Origin of the sequence: uncultured Clostridium sp., assembly GCF_947039605.1 — a bacterium.
Lineage (GTDB): Bacteria > Bacillota > Clostridia > Clostridiales > Clostridiaceae > Sarcina.
Genome location: NZ_CAMQZG010000023.1, coordinates 1 through 21,938, shown reverse-complemented (window position 1 = coordinate 21,938; position 21,938 = coordinate 1). Strand labels below are relative to the sequence as shown.

Here is a 21,938-nt window from a genome sequence, read left to right as displayed (position 1 = left end):
TATACTAATAGTGTAACCTTAAATAAGAGATAAATCAAAGTGCATATTATAAGATTGATATTGAGAGGAAATTTCCATTATAGTATAATTAAAGAAGATTATAAAGTAGATTCTCTGAAAGGAAGTTATGTTATGAAAAAATATTTAATAGCCTTAGATCAAGGAACAACGAGTTCAAGAGCGATTATATTTGATAAAAAAGGGGCGATTGTTGCATCAGCGCAACATGAGTTTGAACAAATATATCCCAAAGCAGGATGGGTAGAACATGACCCTATGAGAATATGGGGAACTCAAAGTGGTGTTTTTAGAGAAGTCTTAGAAACTGGGAGAATAGAACCAAATGAAATTGCAGGAATAGGTATTACTAATCAGAGAGAAACAACGATAGTTTGGGATAAGAAAACAGGTAAACCAGTATACAATGCAATTGTTTGGCAGTGCAGAAGAACTGCTGATATATGTGAAGAGCTAAAGTTAAGTGGTTATGAAGATATGATAAAAGAAAAAACAGGGCTTCTTATAGATGCATATTTCTCAGCTACAAAAGTTAAGTGGATTCTTGATAATGTAGAGGGGGCTAGAAAAAAAGCAGAAAAAGGACAACTTCTGTTTGGAACAGTTGATACTTGGCTTATTTGGAATTTGACAAGAGGAAAAGCACATATAACAGATTATAGTAATGCATCAAGAACTATGTTATTTAACATAAATACTCTTGAGTGGGATGATGAAATTTTAAGAATTTTAGAAATTCCAAAATCTATGTTACCAAAGGTTAAATCATCAAGTGAAATTTATGGTTATACAGATAAAAAGATGCTTGCAGGTGCACAAATTCCAATAGCAGGTTGTGCAGGTGACCAGCATGCAGCACTTTTTGGACAAAATTGTTTTGAAAAGGGTATGGCAAAAAATACTTATGGTACAGGGTGTTTCATGCTTATGAATACTGGAGAGAAAAGAGTACAGTCAAGAAAAGGACTTTTGACAACTATTGCATGGGGGCTTAATGGAAAAGTTGAATATGCTCTAGAGGGAAGTGTATTTATTGCAGGAGCAGCAGTTCAGTGGCTTAGAGATGAACTTAAAATGGTATCAGATGCTAAAGAAACAGAGCTTTTTGCAGCAAGTGTGAAAAATAGTAATGGTGTCTATGTAGTACCAGCATTTACAGGGCTTGGAGCACCTTATTGGGATATGTATGCTAGAGGATGTATAGTTGGGCTTACAAGAGGAGCTAATAAAGCTCATATTATAAGAGCGACACTAGAGTCAATAGCTTATCAAACAAAAGATATTTTAGAAGCAATGAAAGAGGATTCAGGAATTGAACTTAAAAGTTTAAAAGTAGATGGTGGGGCTTGTTCTAATAATTTTGTACTTGAATTTCAATCAGATATTTTAGATATTCCAATAGTTAGACCAAAGATGGTTGAAACAACAGCTCTTGGTGCTGCATTTTTAGCAGGACTTGCAGTTGGTTTTTATAAAGATAAAAGTGAAATAGAAGAAATTATAGAAATTGATAAAGAATTTACATCAACAATGAGTGAGAAGAAAAGAGAACTTCTTTACAAAGGTTGGTTAAAAGCTGTTAAGAGGTCATTTGAATGGGAAAAAGAAGATGAAGACTTTAAAAATGAATTAGAAAATTTAGAGAGCTAGCAAGTTGCTAGCTCTCTTCAATTTCATTTAATAATTTATCAATGGATAATAATAAATTATTAGATATTTCAAATCGTCTTATAATTTTGTATGTGCTAATGAATAATAATCGTTCTTCATTTTCCTTTAATTTTAACAAGCTAGCTTTTTCTACATTTTTAATATCATTGATTAAATCTTCTTCTATGTAGTAATCGCAAGAGTGTCGAGTAAATGAGAGTTTAATATTTTCATTAAGATTTTGAATAATTTCTTTGCTTTGCGGTTTTTTACAAAGTGCAAAGAATAGAAAATAAAGTTCATTATTAAGAATACGTTGGTTATAAATAAATTTTTTAACAACAGTACTATTTAAATGTGAGTTGTTAGATAGTATTTTATTTTCTATAAGTTTAGATATAAAGACTTTATCATTTAAATCTGTTAACAGTAATTTGTTATGGTGAAACTTAAATCCATCATGAACAATATCTTTAGTTAAAAGATAATGGTTTTTAGTGAATTTTTTTAGTGAATCTTTTAAAGTAAATGGTAGTATATGTTTTGTTGCAAGGTATCCAATTAAAATACCTAAACTAATGAATAAAAGTCTATCAAAAGCTGCAATTTGAGGGTCTATTTCTGAAATAGAGACAAGACCAAGGACAGTTGCAGTAAGAAGACCTGTTTTTAATGTTGATTCACTAAGTATTATATAAAAATAATAAAAAACAAGGAAAATTATAAGTTGATATTTGTTTAATGGTATAAATATTGTTAGTGCTAAAAATATACCAATTCCAAGTAAAGTCCCTTTGAATTTTACAGGGATTTTTTTACTAGATAATTCTGAGTATGGCTGGATTAATGGGAAGATAGTCAAGGGTAACCACTTACCTTCTTCAAAGCCTAGATACTGAACAATAAAGAAACTAACCGAGATAAGTAAACTAACTCTTAATGCATAACTAAATCTTAATGAATTGAAACTTAAAAACTCAAGGTTAAAAATATTATCAAATTGAAATTTATTTGGAATATTAATCTGTTTATTATTAATAAATTGATTTTTTTCACAAACTGAAAATTTTAGTGTTTTTAAATTTTGAATCATTTCATACATAGAATAATTATTTTTAGCAAGAGGTACATACATTTCTAATATAGTATGTAGTTTTTTATTGAGTTCTAAAATTGTAGAATCATCTTTTAGTGAGTCTGGTATGCTTTCTATTATTTTTGTTAAATCTAAAAGAAAGCTTTTATAAACTTCATCTGAGCTAGGGTGAATTAATTCATCTAAGTCAAATTTAAGTCTTTCAAAATATAGAGCTATATTTAAAATAATTCTATCTTTTGAATTAAGGTGGAAATAATTATTTCTTTTTTCATAAATAGTTTTTATGATAACATCTATATTTTTATTAAGTATTGATTTTTTTTTGACCTTAAATTTATTATTAATTATTAAATTTATTTTTATATTAGTATCAGTTGAAAGTATTATCAGATTTTTTCTTATAGTTTTTTTTGATTTTTTACCATTAAATATTAGTTGCATTGCAATTATAATTAATGCACCAACTAATAAACTTAAAAGTCTTATGGGCATTTCTTTTAATCCTACGGGGTGTAAAAGCATAAATATATAGCCAAATATAAATGGATATGAAATTGATGTTTTTAAGTCATAGGTAAGTGTATAGGCTAGTATAAAAATAGCTATGAAATTTATTAAGGGACTTGCAAAAAGATTAAGTGATGCAAGATAAGAAAAAATTCCTATGTATAAATTAATAGATATAAATTTTATAGTCATAGATTTTATAGAACCTGTTAAATCGTAATTAAGCAGTAAAAATGATGCTTGAATTACAGTTATTCCTACAAAGACATTTTCATGTCCAAATAAAAATTGGAAAAGTATATAGGTTAAAATTGATATTATAAATAATAAGTTATTTCGTAAAAATTTGTTTTTGTTTATTTTAATCATTAAATCATCCTTAGTTAGTTTTTTATATCTAAGTCTATCCTAAAATAGAGATTATCTCAAATATTAAATTTTATTATAGTTAGCTTGTGAGAAATATATATTATTATGTAAAGAATATAAGTTCAAAGTTGATAGAAGGTCTATAAATATGTATAATTAAGAGCAAATAATAATAATGGAGTGATGTGAAAAGATGAGAATGAGAAGAAAAGCTTGGGCTAGACCAGAACTTGAAGCGAGTGATTTATTTGTTATAAATCCAAGTGAGAATAAAGGAAACTGGAAAAATGCTTTTAAAGATCCAAGTAAGCCAATACATTTAGAACTTGGTGCTGGTAAAGGAACATTTATAGCAGTTCTTGCAGCAAAAAATCAAGATATAAACTATATGGCCATTGATATAAAAGATGAAGTAATTGTAGAAATGAAAAGAAATATAGAAAAGTCTTATAAAGAGTATGAAATAGAAAGTATAGATAATGTTAAGGTTATGTCACAAGAGATAGCATTAATAGATAATGCTATCTCAGATGGAGATGTTATAGAAAGAATATATATAAACTTCTGTAATCCATGGCCTAAAGATAGACATAAAAAAAGAAGACTTACTCATACAAGACAACTTGAGGCATATAAGAAATTCCTTGAGAAAGGAAAAGAGATTAGATTCAAGACTGATGATGACGAATTATTTGAGGAATCACTTGAATACTTTAATGAAGCAGGATTAGAAATTAAGTACATTACACGTGATTTACATAATAGTGATTTTGTTGGAAATATAACAACAGAGCATGAAGATATGTTCTCAGCTAAAGGAATTAAAATTAAATTTTTAATAGCAGAATATAAATAATTTTTTAGAAAAATATCTTAGTAGTAGATTGAAAAGTCGAGCTAAGATATTTTTTTTATAGAATTTTATGTAATATGAAGAACAGAATTTAGTGTTTTGAATATGATGTAAGATACAGAGATTTTAATAAAGTTTAGAGGAGGCATAATATGGTTACTCATAAAAAAACTAAAAAAAAGAGAATACTTATGATGAGAGTAAAGAAACTGGTAGCAAAAGAGCTTATCAGTAGAAACTCATCACAAGGGGAGTTAAACGATTCCAATGGTGTTCATAAATAATAAGAGTAAATCCTTATTATTTATATATTTTAAAAATAAAGTTATAAAATAGAAATTTATTATTTACATTATTAAGTTATAGTTTTATAATAAAGCTTGTAAAGAGAATATTGTAAAACGTTGAAAGAGAAGAGTATATGAGTTGTAAATTTAGAGAGAGTTAGCGCTGGTGGGAAGCTGATAATTTAGCCTATAGAAAGAAGCTCTTGAGTTATAGTTTGAAAATCACATTGTGGAGTAAAACTATGGGGTGATTCCCTTAAAGATTTAATTAAGTGGGTTAAATTTATTTAATCAATTTAGGTGGTACCGCGAATAAAGTTGTATATAACGACCTTTCGTCCTAATTTTATGTAGGATGATGGGTCTTTTTTTTATTTGTAAAAAATTGTTAAGCATTAAAAAGAGCGAGAGCTTTTTTATATAATAAATAATAAAGTTTGAAAGGAAGTTTTAAAAATGAGTTTTGATAAATTAGCAGATTTAATATTCCCAAATGTTATAGAAACACCAGAGGATTATTTTAATCAATATGCAAGAAGAGATTTAAAAGAAGGCGCTAAAGTTTTAAGATATGCACCAAGTCCAACTGGATTCCAACACATAGGAGGAGTTTATGCAGCGCTAATCAATGAAAGACTAGCTCACCAATGTGAAGATGGAGTTTTTTATCTTAGAATAGAAGATACTGATTTAAAAAGAGAAGTTGCAGGTGCAATAGATGATACTATTAAAACAATGCATTATTTTGGAATGGATTTTGATGAAGGTATAACAGGGGAAGCAACAGAAAAAGGACCATATTCTCCTTATAAGCAAAGTCAAAGAGGACATATATATAATGCCTTTGTTAAAGATTTAATCAAAAAAGGTAAAGCTTACCCATGTTTCATGACATCAGATGAGCTTAATGAACTTAGAGAAAAACAAACAGCAGAAAAAATAACACCAGGATGTTATGGTATATATGCGAAGTATAGAGATTTAGATCCAGCAGAAGCTATGAAAAAAATAGAAGCTGGTGAAGAATTTATTATTAGAATGAAATCTCCAGGAGATGCAGAAAAAAGAGTGGAATTTAAGGATATGATAAAAGGAAAAGTATCATTCCCAGAGAATCTTCAAGATACTGTTATCATTAAAGGAGATAAACTTCCAACATATCACTTTGCACATGCAATTGATGATGCTTTAATGGGTACAACACATGTTATAAGAGGAGAAGAATGGTTATCATCACTTCCAATTCACCTTCAAATGTTTAGAGTTTTAGAACTTAAAACACCTAAATATGCACATGTACCTACAGTAATGAAAATGGATGGAAATTCTAAGAGAAAACTTTCTAAGAGAAAAGACCCAGAAAGTGCTGTTAGTTATTATAATGAAGAAGGATATCCATCAGTATCAGTTGTTGAGTACTTATTAAATATTATCAACTCATCATTTGAAGATTGGAGAAAAGCTAATAAAGATCTTCCAGGTGTGGATTATAAAGTAGAACTTAACAAAATGAGTAAGAGTGGAGCTTTATTTGACCTTGTTAAATTACATGATGTAAGCAAAGATGTTATTTCAAAAATGACAGCAGAAGAAGTTTATAACTATTATGTAAATTGGTCAAATGATTATGATAAAGAAATGCATGACTTAGCAGTAGCACATAAAGATACTACAATAGCTATGTTTAATATAGAAAGAGAAAGTGCAAAACCTAGAAAAGATTTTGCTAAATGGAATGAAGTTAAAGCACACATATTCTATATGTATGATGAATTATTCAGTAAAGAAACTGCTGAAAATGTAGAGCTTCCAAAGAATATGACTATAGAAGAAGCTAAAAGAATAGTTGAAGCTTATAAAGTAGCTTATAACTTTGATGCAGATAAAATGCAATGGTTTGAAGATTTAAAAGCAATTGCAACAACTTTAGGATATACAGCTGATAGAAAAGCATTCAAAGCAAACCCAGAAGAATTTAAAGGAATGGTTTCAGATGTTGCAGGAGTTGTAAGAGCAGCTATAACACACAGAACTAATACACCAGAGCTTCATACAATAATGAATATACTTGGTAAAGATAAAGTAGAAGAAAGATTTACAGCTTTTTTAGCACTTTAGGATAGTTCAAAAGTCAGTATGTAGCTTACATACTGGCTTTTACTATATATAAGCTCGGTTTAAATATAGTAAAAGCTAGTATTTTATAAAAGATTGAGTTGTAAACATCTAATACAAATAGTTGATAATAGCAACTATTTGTATTAAAATTAATACTAAGATTACAATGTTGGAGGCGTATATGTTAAATTCAGATTTAGATAGAAGATTAACTAAGGAACTTAGTTTTGGAAAGGTTCTTGAAAGCATAGGAAGACACAGACATTATTATGTTGGTAAAAAATTAGAAAAGTTTGATTTAAAAAGAGCCGAATATAGATTATTAATTCAGGTTTATATAGAAGAAGGATGTTGCCAAGATGATATAGTAAATAATCTTGGGATAGATAAATTTGATGCTTCTAAGGGAATTAAGTCTTTAATTGAAAAAGGGTATATATTAAAGCAAAAAGATGAGATTGATAAAAGAAGATGTAGACTTTTTCCAACAGATAAGGCAAATGAGATAAGGGAAGAGTTTACAGATATTTTAGTTGATTCAGCGGGACTTCTTACTGAAGGTATTAGTACTGAGGATAAAGAAGTTGCATTAAGAGTTATGATTAAAATGGCTCAAAATATGTATACGCAGAGTTGCAAGCTTAGAGCAGAAAAATAATAAGAGTAGCTATATCAGATGGTATAGCTACTTTTATTTATGATTTTTGTTTAGTTGGCGCAACTACAATTTCTCTAATACAAAGATTTTGTGGTTGGCTATATATAAAGAAAATGGTATCAGCTATATTATCAGCTTCTATACCACCACCCATAGCTTTTTTCATATCAACATAATCATTTTTTATTGACTTATTAGTTGTATGTTTAAGTAGAGATGTTTCAACTATGCCAGGTGCAATAACTGAAACTCTAACATTAAAATTTGAAACTTCCTCTCTGATACTTTCAGATATAGCATGAACAGCATACTTAGTAGCACAGTATACTGAATGGTTATCAAAAGTTTTTCTTCCAGCAATAGAACTGATATTGATTATAGTTCCTGTTTTTCTAGTTTTCATGTCATTTAAAACACAGCTTATGCCATTTAGAACACCTTTGATGTTTGTGTCTATCATATCATTCCACTCAGAAATATTTTGCTTAAAAGAATCTCCAAGAAGCATTATCCCAGCATTATTTATAAGTAAGTCAGTTTTACCATATTTATTTTCAGCATCAGTTATAGCTAATTGAAAATTTTCTAAATCAGTCACATCAAGATGTTTGCATATTGTATTTGGAAGATTCAACTCTTCTAAAAGATGTTTTCTTCTTGATAGTAATAAAAGTGGATGTCCTTCTTTAGAAAGTTTTATTGCAGTAGCTTTTCCTATTCCAGAGCTTGCACCAGTTATAACCGCTAATTTTTTCATTCAAATCAACTCCTCTAAATATTTAAATATATTTGTAGTATTTCCTTTATCTGTTTAATTATTCTCATAAAAGTAGATAAATGGTTAATATAGTATATTTAAAGCTTTCCTTAAATATTACGTAATATTTAAATTGTTGAGATAGGAATTGATATTTCAGTTAAATAATCATTTTCTTCTTTGAATGATAAGAAGTCTAAAAGTGAAGTTTCATAAGAATCACCAATAATTTTATAGTTATTACTATTTATAAAATCTAATAGCTTTTTGTATGAATTTTTAGTTTCTGAGTAGGTTCCTTTATGATTTATACAAGCATAAATTCCTGCCTTTTTTTCTGTAAGAATAGATTTATTCGTGATATTTGTTAAATCAACTTGCGTAAAAAGAAAATTAACACCAAAAAGATTATCTTCAAGATTATAAAATTTCACAATTGCACCAATAGGATTAGTTAATTTAATTTTACTATCAGAACATAAATTTATAAAATCTACTAACTCAGACATAAAGTGTTCAAGGTCTAATTTATTAGATACAAATAAGTATTCAGGTTCACAATGTTTAACAAATGGTTTATTTGATTCATAGTATTTAAGCCCAGTATATGTTCTTTCTATAGCATTTTCAATTTTTTTAGAAATATCTTTTAGGTGATCTATTTTTTGTTGAACTTTTTTATGTTCATCACTTAATAAGTTAAGAAAAACATTTGGAGTTCTAGAATCCATATAAGTTTTTATTGTTTCAAGAGGTACCCCAATTTCTTTAAGTGAGTAGAGTAAATCAAAATTATTATATTGGTCAAGAGTATAATACCTATAATTATTTTCATCTTTGCATTTAGGAGAGAATATTCCAGTTTTATCATAAAATATAAGTGTTTGTCTTGAAACACCACAAAGTTTTGCAAATTCACTTATAGATAAGTATTTTTGTTTTGTTGCAATCATAGAGGTCTCCTTTTAAAAATATATTGACTGTATAGTAACTATATAGATTATTATACTCTATGTTAGATTAATTAAGGGGGTCTTTAGTATGGAAAATTTATTTTCGCAAGAATTTAATATGAAACAATTTTTAAAGTTTGTATGGCCAGCAGTAGTATCTATGATATTTGTATCATTATATACGATTGTAGATGGAGTATTTGTATCGGTTTTAGTAGGGTCGGATGCACTTGCTAGTATAAATATAGTAATGCCTATATTTAACGTTATTATAGGGGTTGGAATTATGATGGCAACAGGTGGTAATGCTATTGTAGCAATTTCACTTGGTGAGGGAGATAAAGAAAAGGCTAGTAAGCAATTTTCATTTATAATGTTAGTTTCATTTATTTTAGGACTTGTAATAATGTTTATAGGACTTATATATATAAATGACATTGTTAAATTTTTAGGTGGTGTAGGAGTTTTAAAAGACTTTTCAATTATTTATGGGAGGACTCTAATTATAGGTGCACCAGTATTTATATTAAAATTTGCAATAGAGTATTATATTCGAACAGATGGTAGTGCAGGTTTTAGTTTATTTGTTTCAGTTCTTGGTGGGATTATAAATATGGTATTTGATTATGTATTTATAGCTATTTTAGGTCTTGGAATAGCAGGGGCAGCATATGCAACACTACTAGGTGCGTTGATATCATTATTATTTGGTCTTTGGTATTTTGTTAGAGGAAAATCTAATATTAGATTAATGAAAAAGTTTGAGTTTGATTTTAAACTTATAAAGGAGACTATGATAAATGGTTCATCAGAGATGGTTACTGAATTATCAGGTGGGATTACAACATTTATTTTTAATATGATAGCTTTAAAATATGCTGGGCCAAATGGAGTTGCAGCACTATCAATTATTCTTTATGCTCATTTTCTTATGATATCAACATATTTAGGATTTACAGCAGGAGTATCACCACTTTTAAGTTACAATTTTGGTGCTAAAAACAAAGCGAAAATCAAAGAAACTATTAAATATTCAAAGAAATTTATTGTAGTGTCCTCTGTGATTGTATTTGTGACATGTTTTACAGGGGCAAGATATATTGTTTCTATATTTGTAGAGCAAAGTAATCCAACTTTTGACATAGCTTTCATCGGATTAAAGCTATTTTCATTTGGATTTTTATTTATAGGCATGAATATATTTGCATCAGGAGCTTTTACGGCTTTTTATAATGGAAAAGTATCAGCAATAATATCACTTAGTAGAGCTTTTATTTTTGTATTGATAGGAACAGCTATTTTTCCAACTTTATTTGAGTTAAATGGTCTTTGGATGATAGTTCCATTTGCAGAGTTTTGTACAATTGCTGTAAGTTATTTTTATATAAAAAAATATAAAGGTAAATATGGATATTAAAAAAGATTAAAAAGATTAATATACTTTAAAATTGAAACTTGAATAAATTTAAGATATAACGTAATATTTAACTATGAAACTATAACAAATTTATGTGAAGATTAGAAAGGTGAATTTTATGTTTTTAATAGTTAAAAAAGGTACGGGTATATTATTATGTTTAGAGGCTACTGAAGCAATTCTTGCTACAGTATATGCGTCGGCAAAAGAAGAATATAAGGAATTAGAATTAGATTTAGATTTAGTTTTTGATAAACCTAATGTGGAGATAGTCTATAATATAGTAAGATTTGTAAGAATACTTGATAGTATAGTAGGTTTAAGTACTTATTCTAAAGAGGAAGATACAAAAATAGAAACTATTGAATTATCAATAAGTGAAGCTGTAGAGATAGAGGATGTACAAGAAGGGGAATTTGAAGAAGTATCATTATTAGATGAATCGGAAGACCTTATAGTATACGAAGAAGAAATAGAAGAACCTATAAACTTCTCTGAAGAAGATGAAGAAGATACATATGAAGTGGAAATTTCACTAGAAGAACCAATAGTTGAAATACAAGAGCCAAAAGTTGTAATAGAGGAAGTAGAAGTGGAAATTGATGAGCCGGTGAAAGGGGAAGAGGCTCCAAGAGTTCCTAATACACCTGGTGACAGAATGATGGAATCTCTTAAAGAACAACAAAAAGTTGAAGGCTTATTAGAACTTGAGGGTGATAAGGTAAATACGCTTGCTTATAAAGAGCATTTAGTAAATTATATGAAGCTTGGGTATGCTAGTGGACTTTTAAAGAAAAAAATAAAAGATTGTAATGATACATCAGAGCAATCAAGATTATTTAATTTCTGCGAGGGCGTTGACAAAAGAACAGAAGAATATGAAATAAGATTTAAGCAAATTGGTCTTACAACTGGTCAAGTTTATACTTTTAGAATGGAAGTTTTACGAGATATAAGAAAGTATCAGGATGATAGCATAAAACAAATATGTGAGTATATCAATAAATTATATTCAGTAAGTGATAGTTTAATAGCAATATTAAAGTAAATTAAAGCGTACAAGTATGTACGCTTTTTTCTGTGATTTTGGAAATTAAAAAATATTCACAGGGGGTAGTGAATGTTATATAATGATATATGAATAATTTGTATACAATTTGTATAAGAAATGAGTTTGGTTATAAAGTGGTTTGAAAATTAGGGAGGTTATTATGAAAGTAGGATTAGTATTATCAGGTGGAGGGGGAAAAGGAGCCTATGAATTAGGTGTTTGGAATGCTTTAGGAGAGTTAGGATTACATAAATATATAAAGGTAATTTCAGGAACATCTATAGGAGCCTTTAATGCTGTGTTATTTGCACAGGAAGATGAAAGTAAGGCAATAGGTCTTTGGGAAGAGGTAACGATGGACAAGCTTATTCCACTTACAAAATTTCAGCTAATGAGAAAAGGAGTAGCATTAGCAGTTGGATCAAAAGCTATCAATTTTACAAAAAAACATATGAAAAATAGATGGGATTCTGTTAAGAGTGCTCCAAAAGATGGAGTTATGCATATGATTGATAAATATTTAGATATAGATAAAATGAAAGAGTCAGGGCGGATATGCTATGCAGCATGTACAGAACTTCCAAATTTCACTCCTAAATATTTTAAATTAAATGATTATAGCACAAAGGATGCTAAAGATATAATTATGGCATCAGCTACATTACCAATAATTTATAAAAGTACAAGAGTTGAAGAAAAGAAGTATTTTGATGGAGGGATTGCAGATAACACACCAATACAGCCAGTTTATGGTGAGGGGTGTGATATTATAATAGTGGTACTTTTATCTAGTGATGAAAGTGTAGATAGAAGTTTGTATCCAAATACAAAGATTATAGAAATAGGACCTAAAGTAGATAGTGAAGGCATGATAAATGGAACTTTAAATCTTGATGCGGATGCAAAAAGAAAAAGGATTAAACATGGATATGATGATACTATAGCATTATTAGAGCCAATTTTTTATATGGCAAAAACTTCATATTTAATCGATCTTGAAAAAAAATACCCAAAGATATTTAAATTCGTAAGATTTTTAAATAAGTTTAAAAGACGAAATTCTAATATAAATTAATTAGGTGTTAGAATTACTTTTTATAAAGGAAATAATTAGCATATTAATAGCTAATTGCGGATTATACTTAGAAATTTAATAAAAAATTAATAAGTTGTTGACGCAAGGTAAGTTATAGATGATAATTAAGGAAAGAAAAGTTAATAACGAGGTAGAGGAGCAAAAACCATTACTATTAATATGGAGAGTAAGCATCTTTGAAATATTAAAAAAGGGGATTTTGCCGAAGTATATAAGATTGCTTGAATTTTATATAGCTGGGATTGTATAGAATATATATAATACTGTCACAATATAGTTGTGGGGTGCTATCATTAATGTGAATTTTTGAATTTTTGAATTTTAAAATTTGATTTTTAACCCCAAACTTATATTAAGTTTGGGGTTTTTTAAATTTCGATTAATTAGCTACCTGTTATAACTTATGGAAAACCATAAGAGGAGGAACTAAAGATGAGTACAAATAATGAAGGTGAAGGTTTACAACGAGGCTTAAAAGCTAGACATTTATCTATGATTGCCCTTGGTGGAGCTATTGGGACAGGAATCTTCCTAGCTATGGGAGGAACAATTCATCAGGCTGGTGTTGGTGGAGCGTTTCTTGCTTATGCAATAGTTGGAGTAATGGTATATTTCCTTTGCACAGGTCTTGGAGAAATGGCAACATATTTACCAGAAACGGGTTCATTTGGTAGTTATTCAACAAAATTTATTGACCCAGCACTAGGTTTTGCTATGGGATGGAATTATTGGTATAACTGGGCTATAACTATTGCAGCAGAAATGGTTGCAGGTTCTATTGTTATGAAATTTTGGTATCCACAGGTTCCAGCAGTAGCATGGAGTGCCTTATTTTTATTAATTATTGTTGGACTTAATTTATTATCAGCAAGAGCATATGGTGAATCAGAATTTTGGTTTGCAACTATAAAAGTTATTACTGTTATTATATTTTTAGTAGTCGGAGTTTTAATGATTATTGGTATTCTTGGAGGTAAAGCTGAAGGGTTTACAAAATATTTCCAAGGTGGAGGACCCTTTATTGGTGGAAGTAAAGCAGTATTTGCAATTTTCTTAGTAGCAGGATTCTCATTCCAAGGTACAGAACTTATTGGACTTGCAGCAGGAGAAAGTGAAAATCCAGAAAGAGATGTTCCAAGAGCTGTAAATACAATTTTCTGGAGAATAGTATTATTCTACTTAGGAACTATAATAATTATAGGAGCAATAATAGCACCATCAGAACTTACAGTTACAACAAGTGCATTTACTTTAGTTTTTGAAAGACTTGGAATTGCAGGGGCAGCTAGTATTATGAATGCTGTTATTTTAACTTCTGTTTTATCAGCAGGTAACTCAGGAATGTATGCATCAAGCAGAATGCTATATGCAATGTCAAAAGATGGGATGGCACCAAAAGCATTTGGAAAAGTAAATAAAAGAGGTGTACCTGTAAATGCAATACTTCTTACAACTGTGGTTGCATCAATTAGTTTCCTAACAGGAAGCTTTGGAGATGGTACGGTTTATACATGGCTTGTAGCAGCTTCAGGGTTATCAGGATTTATTGCTTGGCTTGGAATTGCTATGTGTCATTATAGATTTAGAAGAGCATATGTTGCACAAGGTAAAAAGATAAAAGATTTACCTTATAAAGCAAAACTTTTCCCTCTTGGACCTATAATCGCATTTGTATTATGTTTTGTTTCTGTAATAGGGCAAGGGTATGCAAGTATAGGTAGTGATGGTATTGAGTGGGGGAATTTAATTTCAGCATATGTAGGAATTCCATTATTCTTAATAATATTCTTTACATATAAGATAAAACATAAAACAAAGTTAATTCCATTAGATAAAGTTGATTTAAGAAGACTTGAAAAATAATGTTAAGATATAGAGAATAATTATTCTCTATATCTTTTTTTATTGTATAATGATTTATAAGAAATAGTTAGGGAGAATAGATGTGATTAAATTAATTGAAGTAAGTAAAGAGAGTTTTTGGTTAGTTACAAAGTTAGTAGTAGAAGAAAATCAAAATGATTTTATAGAGAGTAATGCACAATCAATAGCAGAGTCAAAATATTATAATTACTGGAAGCCTATGTGTATATATTATAATAATGAAATGATTGGATTTACAATGTATGGAAAGATAGATAATGAGAACGGTCGGGTATGGCTTGATAGATTTATGTTAGACAAAAGGTTTCAAGGAAAAGGCTATGGAGTAAAAGCTTTAAAATATATTATAAATGAATTAGAAAATATATATAATTGTGATGAAGTTTATATAAGTATATTTGAAAAAAATACAAAAGCACTTGAAATGTATAAAAGAGAAGGTTTTGAATTTAATGGTGAACTAGACTATGATGGTGAAAAAGTTATGGTTAAAAGTTTAAGAAAATAAAAATCTGATTTTTTAGAAAAAAGGAGGAGGATAATTTATTGTTTAGTGTAGATGGGTTTGTAGAGATTTTGAATAATTATGCATATTTAGCAATTCCAATAAGTTTATTAGTAAGTATAATTGTAGCACTACTTGGTATTGTACCTTCATTTTTTGTGACAGGTGCTAATATCATATTTTTTGGACCGGTAAAAGGCTTTTTAATTTCGCTTTTAGGTGAGGTTATCGGTGGGGTTATTACCTTTTATTTATATAGATTGGGATTTAAAAAGAAGGCAGAAAATTTATCAAGATATAAAATGATAGGTAATATAATACAAAGTAAAGGAAAAAAAGCAGCTATGCTAATTTTTGAGGCAAGATTACTACCCTTTGTTCCATCAGGATTTGTAACACTTGCCGCAGCTATAAGTGAGGTATCAATAGTTCCGTATACAGTAGCAACAATACTTGGAAAGATACCATCTATAGGGCTTGAAGCAATTGTTAGCTATGACCTTATAAATATAAATGATAATTTTATAAGATTGTTTATAACAATCGCTTCAATAATATTAATTTGGTTTACAATGAAAAAAAGAAAATAAAAATAGCCTAGCCATCAAAAATGGATAGGCTATTTTTACATTATAGGTGAAATTAATCTAAAGATAGCTTCAAAGAATTTAGTAATTATACTACGTTTTTTGAATGATTTTAAATCAAGTTTTTCGCAGTGGTTTAAATCATCTTTAAATTGTCTTTCAAGTTCAAGTGCAATTTTTTCACCATAAAGAATAGCATTTGTTTCAAAATTAAGAGTAAAGCTTCTAATATCCATGTTAGCAGTACCAACACTAGAAATACTAGAATCTGAAACAATGGTTTTAGCATGTATAAAACCATTGTTATAGAAGTAAACATTAACATTTGATTCTAATAATTCATCTATATACTGATTTGAAACCCAAGGCATAAAGAAGTGGTCCGGCTTACCAGGGAGCATTATATTAACATTAACTCCAGAGAGTGCTGAGAGTTTTAGTGAGTCTAAGATTGAGTCATCAGGTACAAAATAAGGACTTTGGATATAAATGTTTTTTTTTGCATTATTAATAATTTTCATATAAACATTTTTGATATGAGCTTGTCTATGGTCAGGACCAGAAGATATAATTTGAAGTGGTGTTATTTCTTCATTATCAATATAATTAGTATGTTTAAACATATATTTCTTATGTTCATCTGTAAGTTCTTCTCCAACTGAATATGTCCAATCAAGAAGGAATCTTTCTTCTAGATCATTTATAGCAGGACCTTCAATTTTAAGGTGAGTATCTCTCCAATTACCAATTTTACTATCTCCAAGATATTCATCACCAACATTAAAACCACCAACATAAGATATAGAACCATCAATCACAATTATTTTTCTATGATTTCTATAGTTAAGTCTTAAGTTTAAAAAGTGAAGAACACTTGGGAAAAATACAGAATATTTAACACCAGAATTTTTTAGTCTTTTAACATCCTTTCTTTTTATACCATTACCCATATCATCAATTAAAAGTTTAACACCAATACCTTCTTTAGATTTTTTACAAAGGATATCAAGTAGTTCTGTTCCAATTTTATCACTTCTAAAAATATAAAATTCTATATGAATATATTCTTTAGCATTGCTTAAGTTTTCTTTTATGTCATTAAATAATTCTATACCATCGGCTAGAAGGGTTACTTTGTTCTCTTCAGTATAAACAGCATTACAATTATTATAATTCATAAATATAACATCTTGATTTTTTATTGAACTAGGGTTACATATATGTTTTTCTTTGAGATTTTTAAAGTAATTATTCTTAGTTGTATCATCTATTAATTTCTTATTAGATAATTTTTGTCTATTCAAGTTTAGACCAAATAATAAATATAAGATAAATCCTATAATTGGAATAAATATTAAAATTAAAAGCCAAGCCCAAGTAGTTGAAGGACTCTTTCTCTCAAAAAATATTAAAAATATTATAAGAATAATATTAACGACAATACCAAGGCTACCCATTGCAAACCAGTGCTGAAGTTCCATTTTAAGTCTCCTTTTTGTATGTATTAAGTTTATTATATATTAAATAAGTTTATAAAACTAAGTTAGAAAGAAAAATATTAAAATAATATGATATATACTCTAAATAGAGCGTATTGTTAATTTATTCTTAATATACTTAGCATTTATATATTATATAATGAAAATAAATCAATATTTATTAGAAATACTAAAGGGGTGTTAGAGTGATGCGGAAAAAATTAATTATTGTTTTAATAAGTTTAATAGCTTGTGCTAGTATAGCAGGAATTATATATAATAATAAAAATTCTAGGGTAGTACAAGAAAAGAAGATTGAGGATACTGTTGCAGTTGAAATATATAAAGTAGAAAACTCACATATAGAAAAATATAAAAAGTTTTCAGGAATTGTAGGTGCGGGTGAAAAAGAGGTGGTTACGCCTAAAGCATTATCAAACATATTAAGTATAAAGGTTAAAGTTGGAGATTATGTGAAAAAGGGACAAGTTTTAATGATACTTGATTCAAGTAAACTTGATGAACAGATTTCACAACTAGGTGAGGCGAATGATAAACTTCAAGGTACAGTTGCGCAAACTCAAACAAAGATAGATGAATTAAAAGAAAAGAGTAATGGGATTTTACTTACTAAAGGTAGTTTAGAAAAAGAAATTGAAGAACTAGAAAATAGTAACCTTGTACATGATGAGGCTATAATTTTATTAGAAAGTAAGTTAGAGAGTGGAGAAATTATACAAGAAGAGTATGATAAAAAAAAGTTGGAAGTAGAAGGATTAAAAGCTATAAACAATACTAAAATTTTAAAAGATAAAGCAGAGATTAAAACATTAGAGTTAACAAAAGCTACTTTAGATAAAAGTATTACTGAATTTGAGGGTATATTAAATAGTTCTTCTAATAATACTGAAATTTCAGATATGTTAAATGGGTTATATGATAAAAAAGGCAATTATACAGTAATTTCAGGTATATCAGGCATAGTTAAAGAGTTAAATCTTAAGGTGGGAGAAATGCCTATAAGTTTTACTAAACCTGGTCTTTTGATAGAAAATAATAGTACTGTAGATTTTGAGTTTCAAGTATCAAAAGAAGATTTAGATAAGTTTAAAGTTGATATGGAAGTTAAAACGTATGTAGATATAAATGGAAAAGAAACGGAGAAGATAGCAAAAATAGAAAGTATATCTAGTAAACTTGATGAAAGAACAAAACAATATAAAATTATAGCAACATTTGTTAATAATAATAATGAAGAGGTAAAGGTAGGTAGTTTTATTAAACTTATGCTTGGGACAGAAGTTAAGAAAGATATAATCACAATTCCAAAAGATTCTATAATCCGAGAGCTAGATAAAAATTATGTTTATATAGATGTTAATGGAGTAGCAAAAAAAGTTGAGGTTAAAACAGGAACAGAAAATCATAATGAGATAGAAATAAAAAATGGTTTAAAAATAGGTGATAGAGTAGTAGTTAAAGGAAAAGAGTTTATAAAACAAGGTGAGAAAATAAATATAGTTAAAGAGGTGAATTTAAATGAAGATAACTAGTTTTAGTATAAAACGCCCTATAACTGTATTTATGGGTATTCTTATCGTTTTAATGTTTGGTGCAGTTTCATATTTAAAGTTAAATATTGATATGCTACCATCATTTAATCTTCCAATGCTTATGATGATGACACAGTACAGTGGGGCAGGTCCTGAGGAAATAGAAGATCTTGTTACAAAGCCACTAGAGGGTGTGCTTGCAACAGTTGGAAATGTTGAAGGGATAAATTCTATAAGTGGTGATGGAACATCTATGCTTATGATAGAATTTGCAGATGGAACAGATATGGATTTTGCATCTCTTGAGATGAGAGAGAAGATTGATATGGTTTCAGGGATGCTTCCAAGTGGAGTAGGTAAGCCTATGATAATGAAAATGGACCCTAATATGATGCCAATCATGAGTTTTGCATTAAATATAGAAGGGAAAGGCATAGAAGAACTTTCTGACTTTACAGAAAAAACTCTAAAGCCAATGATAGAAAGAATAGATGGTGTTGCATCGGTTGATATTATGGGTGATTCAGATAATGAAATTAAAATAGTTGTAAATCAGGACAAGCTAGCAGCGAATGGTTTAACTATGAATAATATAACATCAGCCTTAAAGTCAGATAATATGAATATGCCAATAGGGACAATAGTTGAAGGCAGTTATGATTTATTAGTTAGGACTACATCAAAAATAGATTCTATTGCTGATGTGGAGGATATCCTTATAACAAATAGAGAGGGTGAAGTTTTTAAGTTAAAAGACTTAGCTACAATTGTTAAAGGAAGAGAAGCTAAAGATAATTATGCAAGACTAAATGGTGAAGATGCACTTATATTTAGTGTGCAAAAAGAAAGTACAGCTAATACTGTAAAAGTTTCTAATAATGTAAAAGATGAAATTGAAAGTATGAAATCTAAAATAGAAGGTCTTGGAAGTACAATAGTTTTAGATCAGGCACAGTTTATTGAGTTTGCAATTGATTCTGTAAAAATGAATGCAATTCTTGGTGCGATACTTGCAGTTTTAGTAATATTTATGTTCCTAAAAGATGTTAGAAGTACAATAATAATGGCAGTATCAATTCCAATATCGGTAGTATCAACATTTATAATGGTATATTTTGCAGGGTTTACTCTTAATATGATTTCTCTTGGAGGAATAGCACTTGGAGTTGGAATGCTTGTTGATAACTCGATAGTTGTTATAGAAAATATATATAGGCTAAGAAAAGAAGGTAAAGATAGTATAACAGCAGCAATAGAGGGGACTAAAGAAGTTGCAATGGCAATTTCAGCTTCAACACTTACATCTATATGTGTATTTTTACCGATAGTATTTGTTGAGGGGATGGCATCAGAGCTATTTAGAGAAATGGCATTTTCAGTAGCCTTCTCATTAGTATCATCATTAGCAGTATCATTTACTTTAGTACCTCTTTTAGCATCAAGATTATTTAAAGAGGATACAGAAATTAAAGAAAATAAAACTTTTGAAAAAATAAAAAGATTCTACTTAGTTATATTAACTTGGAGCATGAATCATAAAAAAACAGTTATGGGGGTTTTAGTAGGAATTATTTTATTTGGAGGATTTATTTTTACAAAAGTAGGATTAGAACTTTTCCCAGCAGCAGACCAAGGTGTTGTTTCTGTTAAGATAGTAACTCCAAAAGGCTTAAATATAAATAGTGTAAATGAAATTGCCTTAGAGGTAGTTGAAAAAATGCAAGGAATAGAAGGCATAGAAAGTGAAGCTGTAATGGTTGAAGAAAATGGTGCTAATATTTCAGTTATGCTAAAGGATAAAAGAAAAGTTTCTGATAAAGATGTTGCTAGAGAAATAAGAAATAAAGTTTCTAATACCGCAGGAGCAAAAATAGAAGTAGTAGCAATGTCAGGTGGTATTAGCACAGGTTCTTCACCACTTGTTATAAAAGTTTCAGGTCAAGATTTTGATAAGTTAAGTGAAATAACAGATAAAATTAAGCGTGAATTAACTAAAGTAGAAGGTGTTATAGATATAAAATCTTCTAATGAGAAAAGTTCAGAGGAAATTAGAATTATTGTAGATAAAGAAAAAGCAGCGAGTTATGGTTTAAATAACTTAACAATAGCACAAGCAGTTCAAGGTTCATTTAGAGGGATAAATATAGACCAAATAGGAATGGATGATAAAAATTATGATATCGTTGTTTCATCAAATATAAGTGATGGAGCTAGTTACAGTGATTTAGAAAATATAACTATTAATACTATGAGTGGTGGGAAAATTCCTTTATCAGATATAGCAAAAATAGAAAGAGGTAAGGGGTATAGTGAAATAGCTAGAGAAGATGATATGAGAGTTGTAACAGTTAATGCAGGTGTTGATGGAATATCACTTGGGGATGCTGTTAAAGAAGTAAAAGCAAATCTTGCTTCATACAATCTTGAGTCAGGTTATAAAATTCAATATGGTGGAGAAGTAGAACAAATGGTAGATGCATTCTCACAAATGGCATTAGCATTAATTGTAGCGATACTTTTAGTTTATATGATAATGGCAGCACAATTTGAATCATTGCTAAATCCATTTATAATAATGTTTACAATTCCGTTAGCTTTTGTTGGAGCTATATTCCTTCTGTATATAACAGGAGTTAATATAGGTATTACAGCTCTGATCGGGTTTATAATGCTAAGTGGAATTATAGTTAATAATGGAATAGTGCTTATAGACTATATAAATAGGCTTAAAGAAGAAGGTAAGTCTACTAGAGAGGCTATTCTAGAAACAGGACCTGTTAGGCTTCAACCAATACTTATGACAGCTCTAACAACGATTATGGGGCTTATACCTATGGCAATAGGTTTAGGCGAGGGTTCAGAACTTCAATTACCTCTTGCACTAACAGTAATAGGTGGGCTGACATTCTCAACATTACTTACATTAATAGTAATTCCTGTTGTTTATGCAATATTTGATTCTTTAAGTTTAAGAATTAAAAGAAGAAAATTGAAAAAAGTTAAAGAGGTTTAAGGTAATAAAAAAGCTCCATCAAACGATGGAGCTTTCAGATTGTAGACAAAAGGTACATTTCTAAAATATAGAAATGTACCTTTTT

At 28.9% G+C, this 21,938-nt stretch carries 17 protein-coding genes, 1 riboswitch and 1 other annotated feature; of the genes, 13 read left to right on the top strand and 4 right to left on the bottom strand.

Annotation, left to right across the window (positions count from 1 at the left end):
- The first annotated feature begins 132 nt into the window (after window positions 1-132).
- Window positions 133-1,668, top strand: coding sequence for a glycerol kinase GlpK (glpK, locus tag Q0V24_RS09985; RefSeq protein WP_297521007.1), 1,536 nt, complete (start codon window positions 133-135; stop codon window positions 1,666-1,668).
- 7 nt (window positions 1,669-1,675) lie between these two features.
- Here glpK and Q0V24_RS09980 read toward each other — a convergent pair whose 3' ends face one another.
- Window positions 1,676-3,643 (bottom strand): FUSC family protein, encoded by a 1,968-nt coding sequence (locus tag Q0V24_RS09980; RefSeq protein ID WP_297521005.1) that lies wholly within the window; start codon window positions 3,641-3,643, stop codon window positions 1,676-1,678.
- Between the two features lie 193 nt (window positions 3,644-3,836).
- On the opposite strand from Q0V24_RS09980, the gene trmB reads away from it, so the two are divergent.
- The 4 genes from trmB (at window position 3,837) to Q0V24_RS09960 (ending at window position 7,559) form a co-directional block, all read left to right on the top strand.
- A complete protein-coding gene (gene trmB / locus Q0V24_RS09975) occupies window positions 3,837-4,499 on the top strand; it encodes a tRNA (guanosine(46)-N7)-methyltransferase TrmB (protein ID WP_297521003.1) in 663 nt (220 codons plus the stop codon).
- A 149-nt stretch (window positions 4,500-4,648) separates the two neighbouring features.
- Window positions 4,649-4,780 (top strand): hypothetical protein, encoded by a 132-nt coding sequence (locus Q0V24_RS09970; RefSeq protein WP_297521000.1) that lies wholly within the window; start codon window positions 4,649-4,651, stop codon window positions 4,778-4,780.
- Between the two features lie 111 nt (window positions 4,781-4,891).
- Window positions 4,892-5,129: a binding site (T-box leader), on the top strand.
- A 110-nt stretch (window positions 5,130-5,239) separates the two neighbouring features.
- Complete coding sequence (gltX, locus tag Q0V24_RS09965; RefSeq protein WP_297520998.1) at window positions 5,240-6,901, top strand: glutamate--tRNA ligase; 1,662 nt, start codon at window positions 5,240-5,242, stop codon at window positions 6,899-6,901.
- A 181-nt stretch (window positions 6,902-7,082) separates the two neighbouring features.
- Window positions 7,083-7,559 carry a MarR family winged helix-turn-helix transcriptional regulator gene (locus Q0V24_RS09960; RefSeq protein WP_297520996.1) on the top strand — a complete coding sequence of 159 codons (477 nt, stop codon included), beginning with the start codon at window positions 7,083-7,085 and terminating at the stop codon, window positions 7,557-7,559.
- Window positions 7,560-7,596: 37 nt separating this feature from the next.
- On the opposite strand, the gene Q0V24_RS09955 is transcribed toward Q0V24_RS09960, so the two are convergent.
- Together Q0V24_RS09955 and Q0V24_RS09950 are read right to left on the bottom strand one after the other, a co-directional pair.
- On the bottom strand, window positions 7,597-8,316 hold the full coding sequence (locus tag Q0V24_RS09955) for an SDR family oxidoreductase (protein WP_297520994.1): 720 nt from the start codon (window positions 8,314-8,316) through the stop codon (window positions 7,597-7,599).
- Window positions 8,317-8,444: 128 nt separating this feature from the next.
- A complete protein-coding gene (locus tag Q0V24_RS09950) occupies window positions 8,445-9,269 on the bottom strand; it encodes a MerR family transcriptional regulator (protein ID WP_297520992.1) in 825 nt (274 codons plus the stop codon).
- A gap of 88 nt (window positions 9,270-9,357) precedes the next feature.
- On the opposite strand from Q0V24_RS09950, the gene Q0V24_RS09945 reads away from it, so the two are divergent.
- The 6 genes from Q0V24_RS09945 (at window position 9,358) to Q0V24_RS09920 (ending at window position 15,812) form a co-directional block, all read left to right on the top strand.
- Window positions 9,358-10,686 (top strand): MATE family efflux transporter, encoded by a 1,329-nt coding sequence (locus tag Q0V24_RS09945; protein ID WP_297520990.1) that lies wholly within the window; start codon window positions 9,358-9,360, stop codon window positions 10,684-10,686.
- Between the two features lie 118 nt (window positions 10,687-10,804).
- Window positions 10,805-11,734 (top strand): hypothetical protein, encoded by a 930-nt coding sequence (locus Q0V24_RS09940; RefSeq protein WP_297520988.1) that lies wholly within the window; start codon window positions 10,805-10,807, stop codon window positions 11,732-11,734.
- Window positions 11,735-11,897: 163 nt separating this feature from the next.
- On the top strand, window positions 11,898-12,812 hold the full coding sequence (locus Q0V24_RS09935) for a patatin-like phospholipase family protein (RefSeq protein ID WP_297520986.1): 915 nt from the start codon (window positions 11,898-11,900) through the stop codon (window positions 12,810-12,812).
- 144 nt (window positions 12,813-12,956) lie between these two features.
- Window positions 12,957-13,131, top strand: a riboswitch (Lysine riboswitch).
- A gap of 134 nt (window positions 13,132-13,265) precedes the next feature.
- Window positions 13,266-14,696, top strand: coding sequence for an amino acid permease (locus Q0V24_RS09930; RefSeq protein ID WP_297520984.1), 1,431 nt, complete (start codon window positions 13,266-13,268; stop codon window positions 14,694-14,696).
- Between the two features lie 82 nt (window positions 14,697-14,778).
- A complete protein-coding gene (locus Q0V24_RS09925; protein ID WP_297520982.1) occupies window positions 14,779-15,225 on the top strand; it encodes a GNAT family N-acetyltransferase in 447 nt (148 codons plus the stop codon).
- Between the two features lie 38 nt (window positions 15,226-15,263).
- Window positions 15,264-15,812 carry a VTT domain-containing protein gene (locus Q0V24_RS09920; protein ID WP_297520980.1) on the top strand — a complete coding sequence of 183 codons (549 nt, stop codon included), beginning with the start codon at window positions 15,264-15,266 and terminating at the stop codon, window positions 15,810-15,812.
- A 35-nt stretch (window positions 15,813-15,847) separates the two neighbouring features.
- On the opposite strand, the gene cls is transcribed toward Q0V24_RS09920, so the two are convergent.
- Window positions 15,848-17,290 carry a cardiolipin synthase gene (gene cls, locus Q0V24_RS09915; RefSeq protein WP_297520979.1) on the bottom strand — a complete coding sequence of 481 codons (1,443 nt, stop codon included), beginning with the start codon at window positions 17,288-17,290 and terminating at the stop codon, window positions 15,848-15,850.
- A gap of 206 nt (window positions 17,291-17,496) precedes the next feature.
- Between cls and Q0V24_RS09910 the strand changes: the two genes are divergently transcribed.
- Window positions 17,497-18,840 (top strand): efflux RND transporter periplasmic adaptor subunit, encoded by a 1,344-nt coding sequence (locus Q0V24_RS09910; protein WP_297520977.1) that lies wholly within the window; start codon window positions 17,497-17,499, stop codon window positions 18,838-18,840.
- Window positions 18,827-21,853, top strand: a complete 3,027-nt coding sequence (locus tag Q0V24_RS09905) for an efflux RND transporter permease subunit (RefSeq protein ID WP_297520975.1) — start codon at window positions 18,827-18,829, stop codon at window positions 21,851-21,853. The genes Q0V24_RS09910 and Q0V24_RS09905 overlap by 14 nt, the downstream gene beginning before the upstream one ends.
- Window positions 21,854-21,938: the final 85 nt, after the last annotated feature.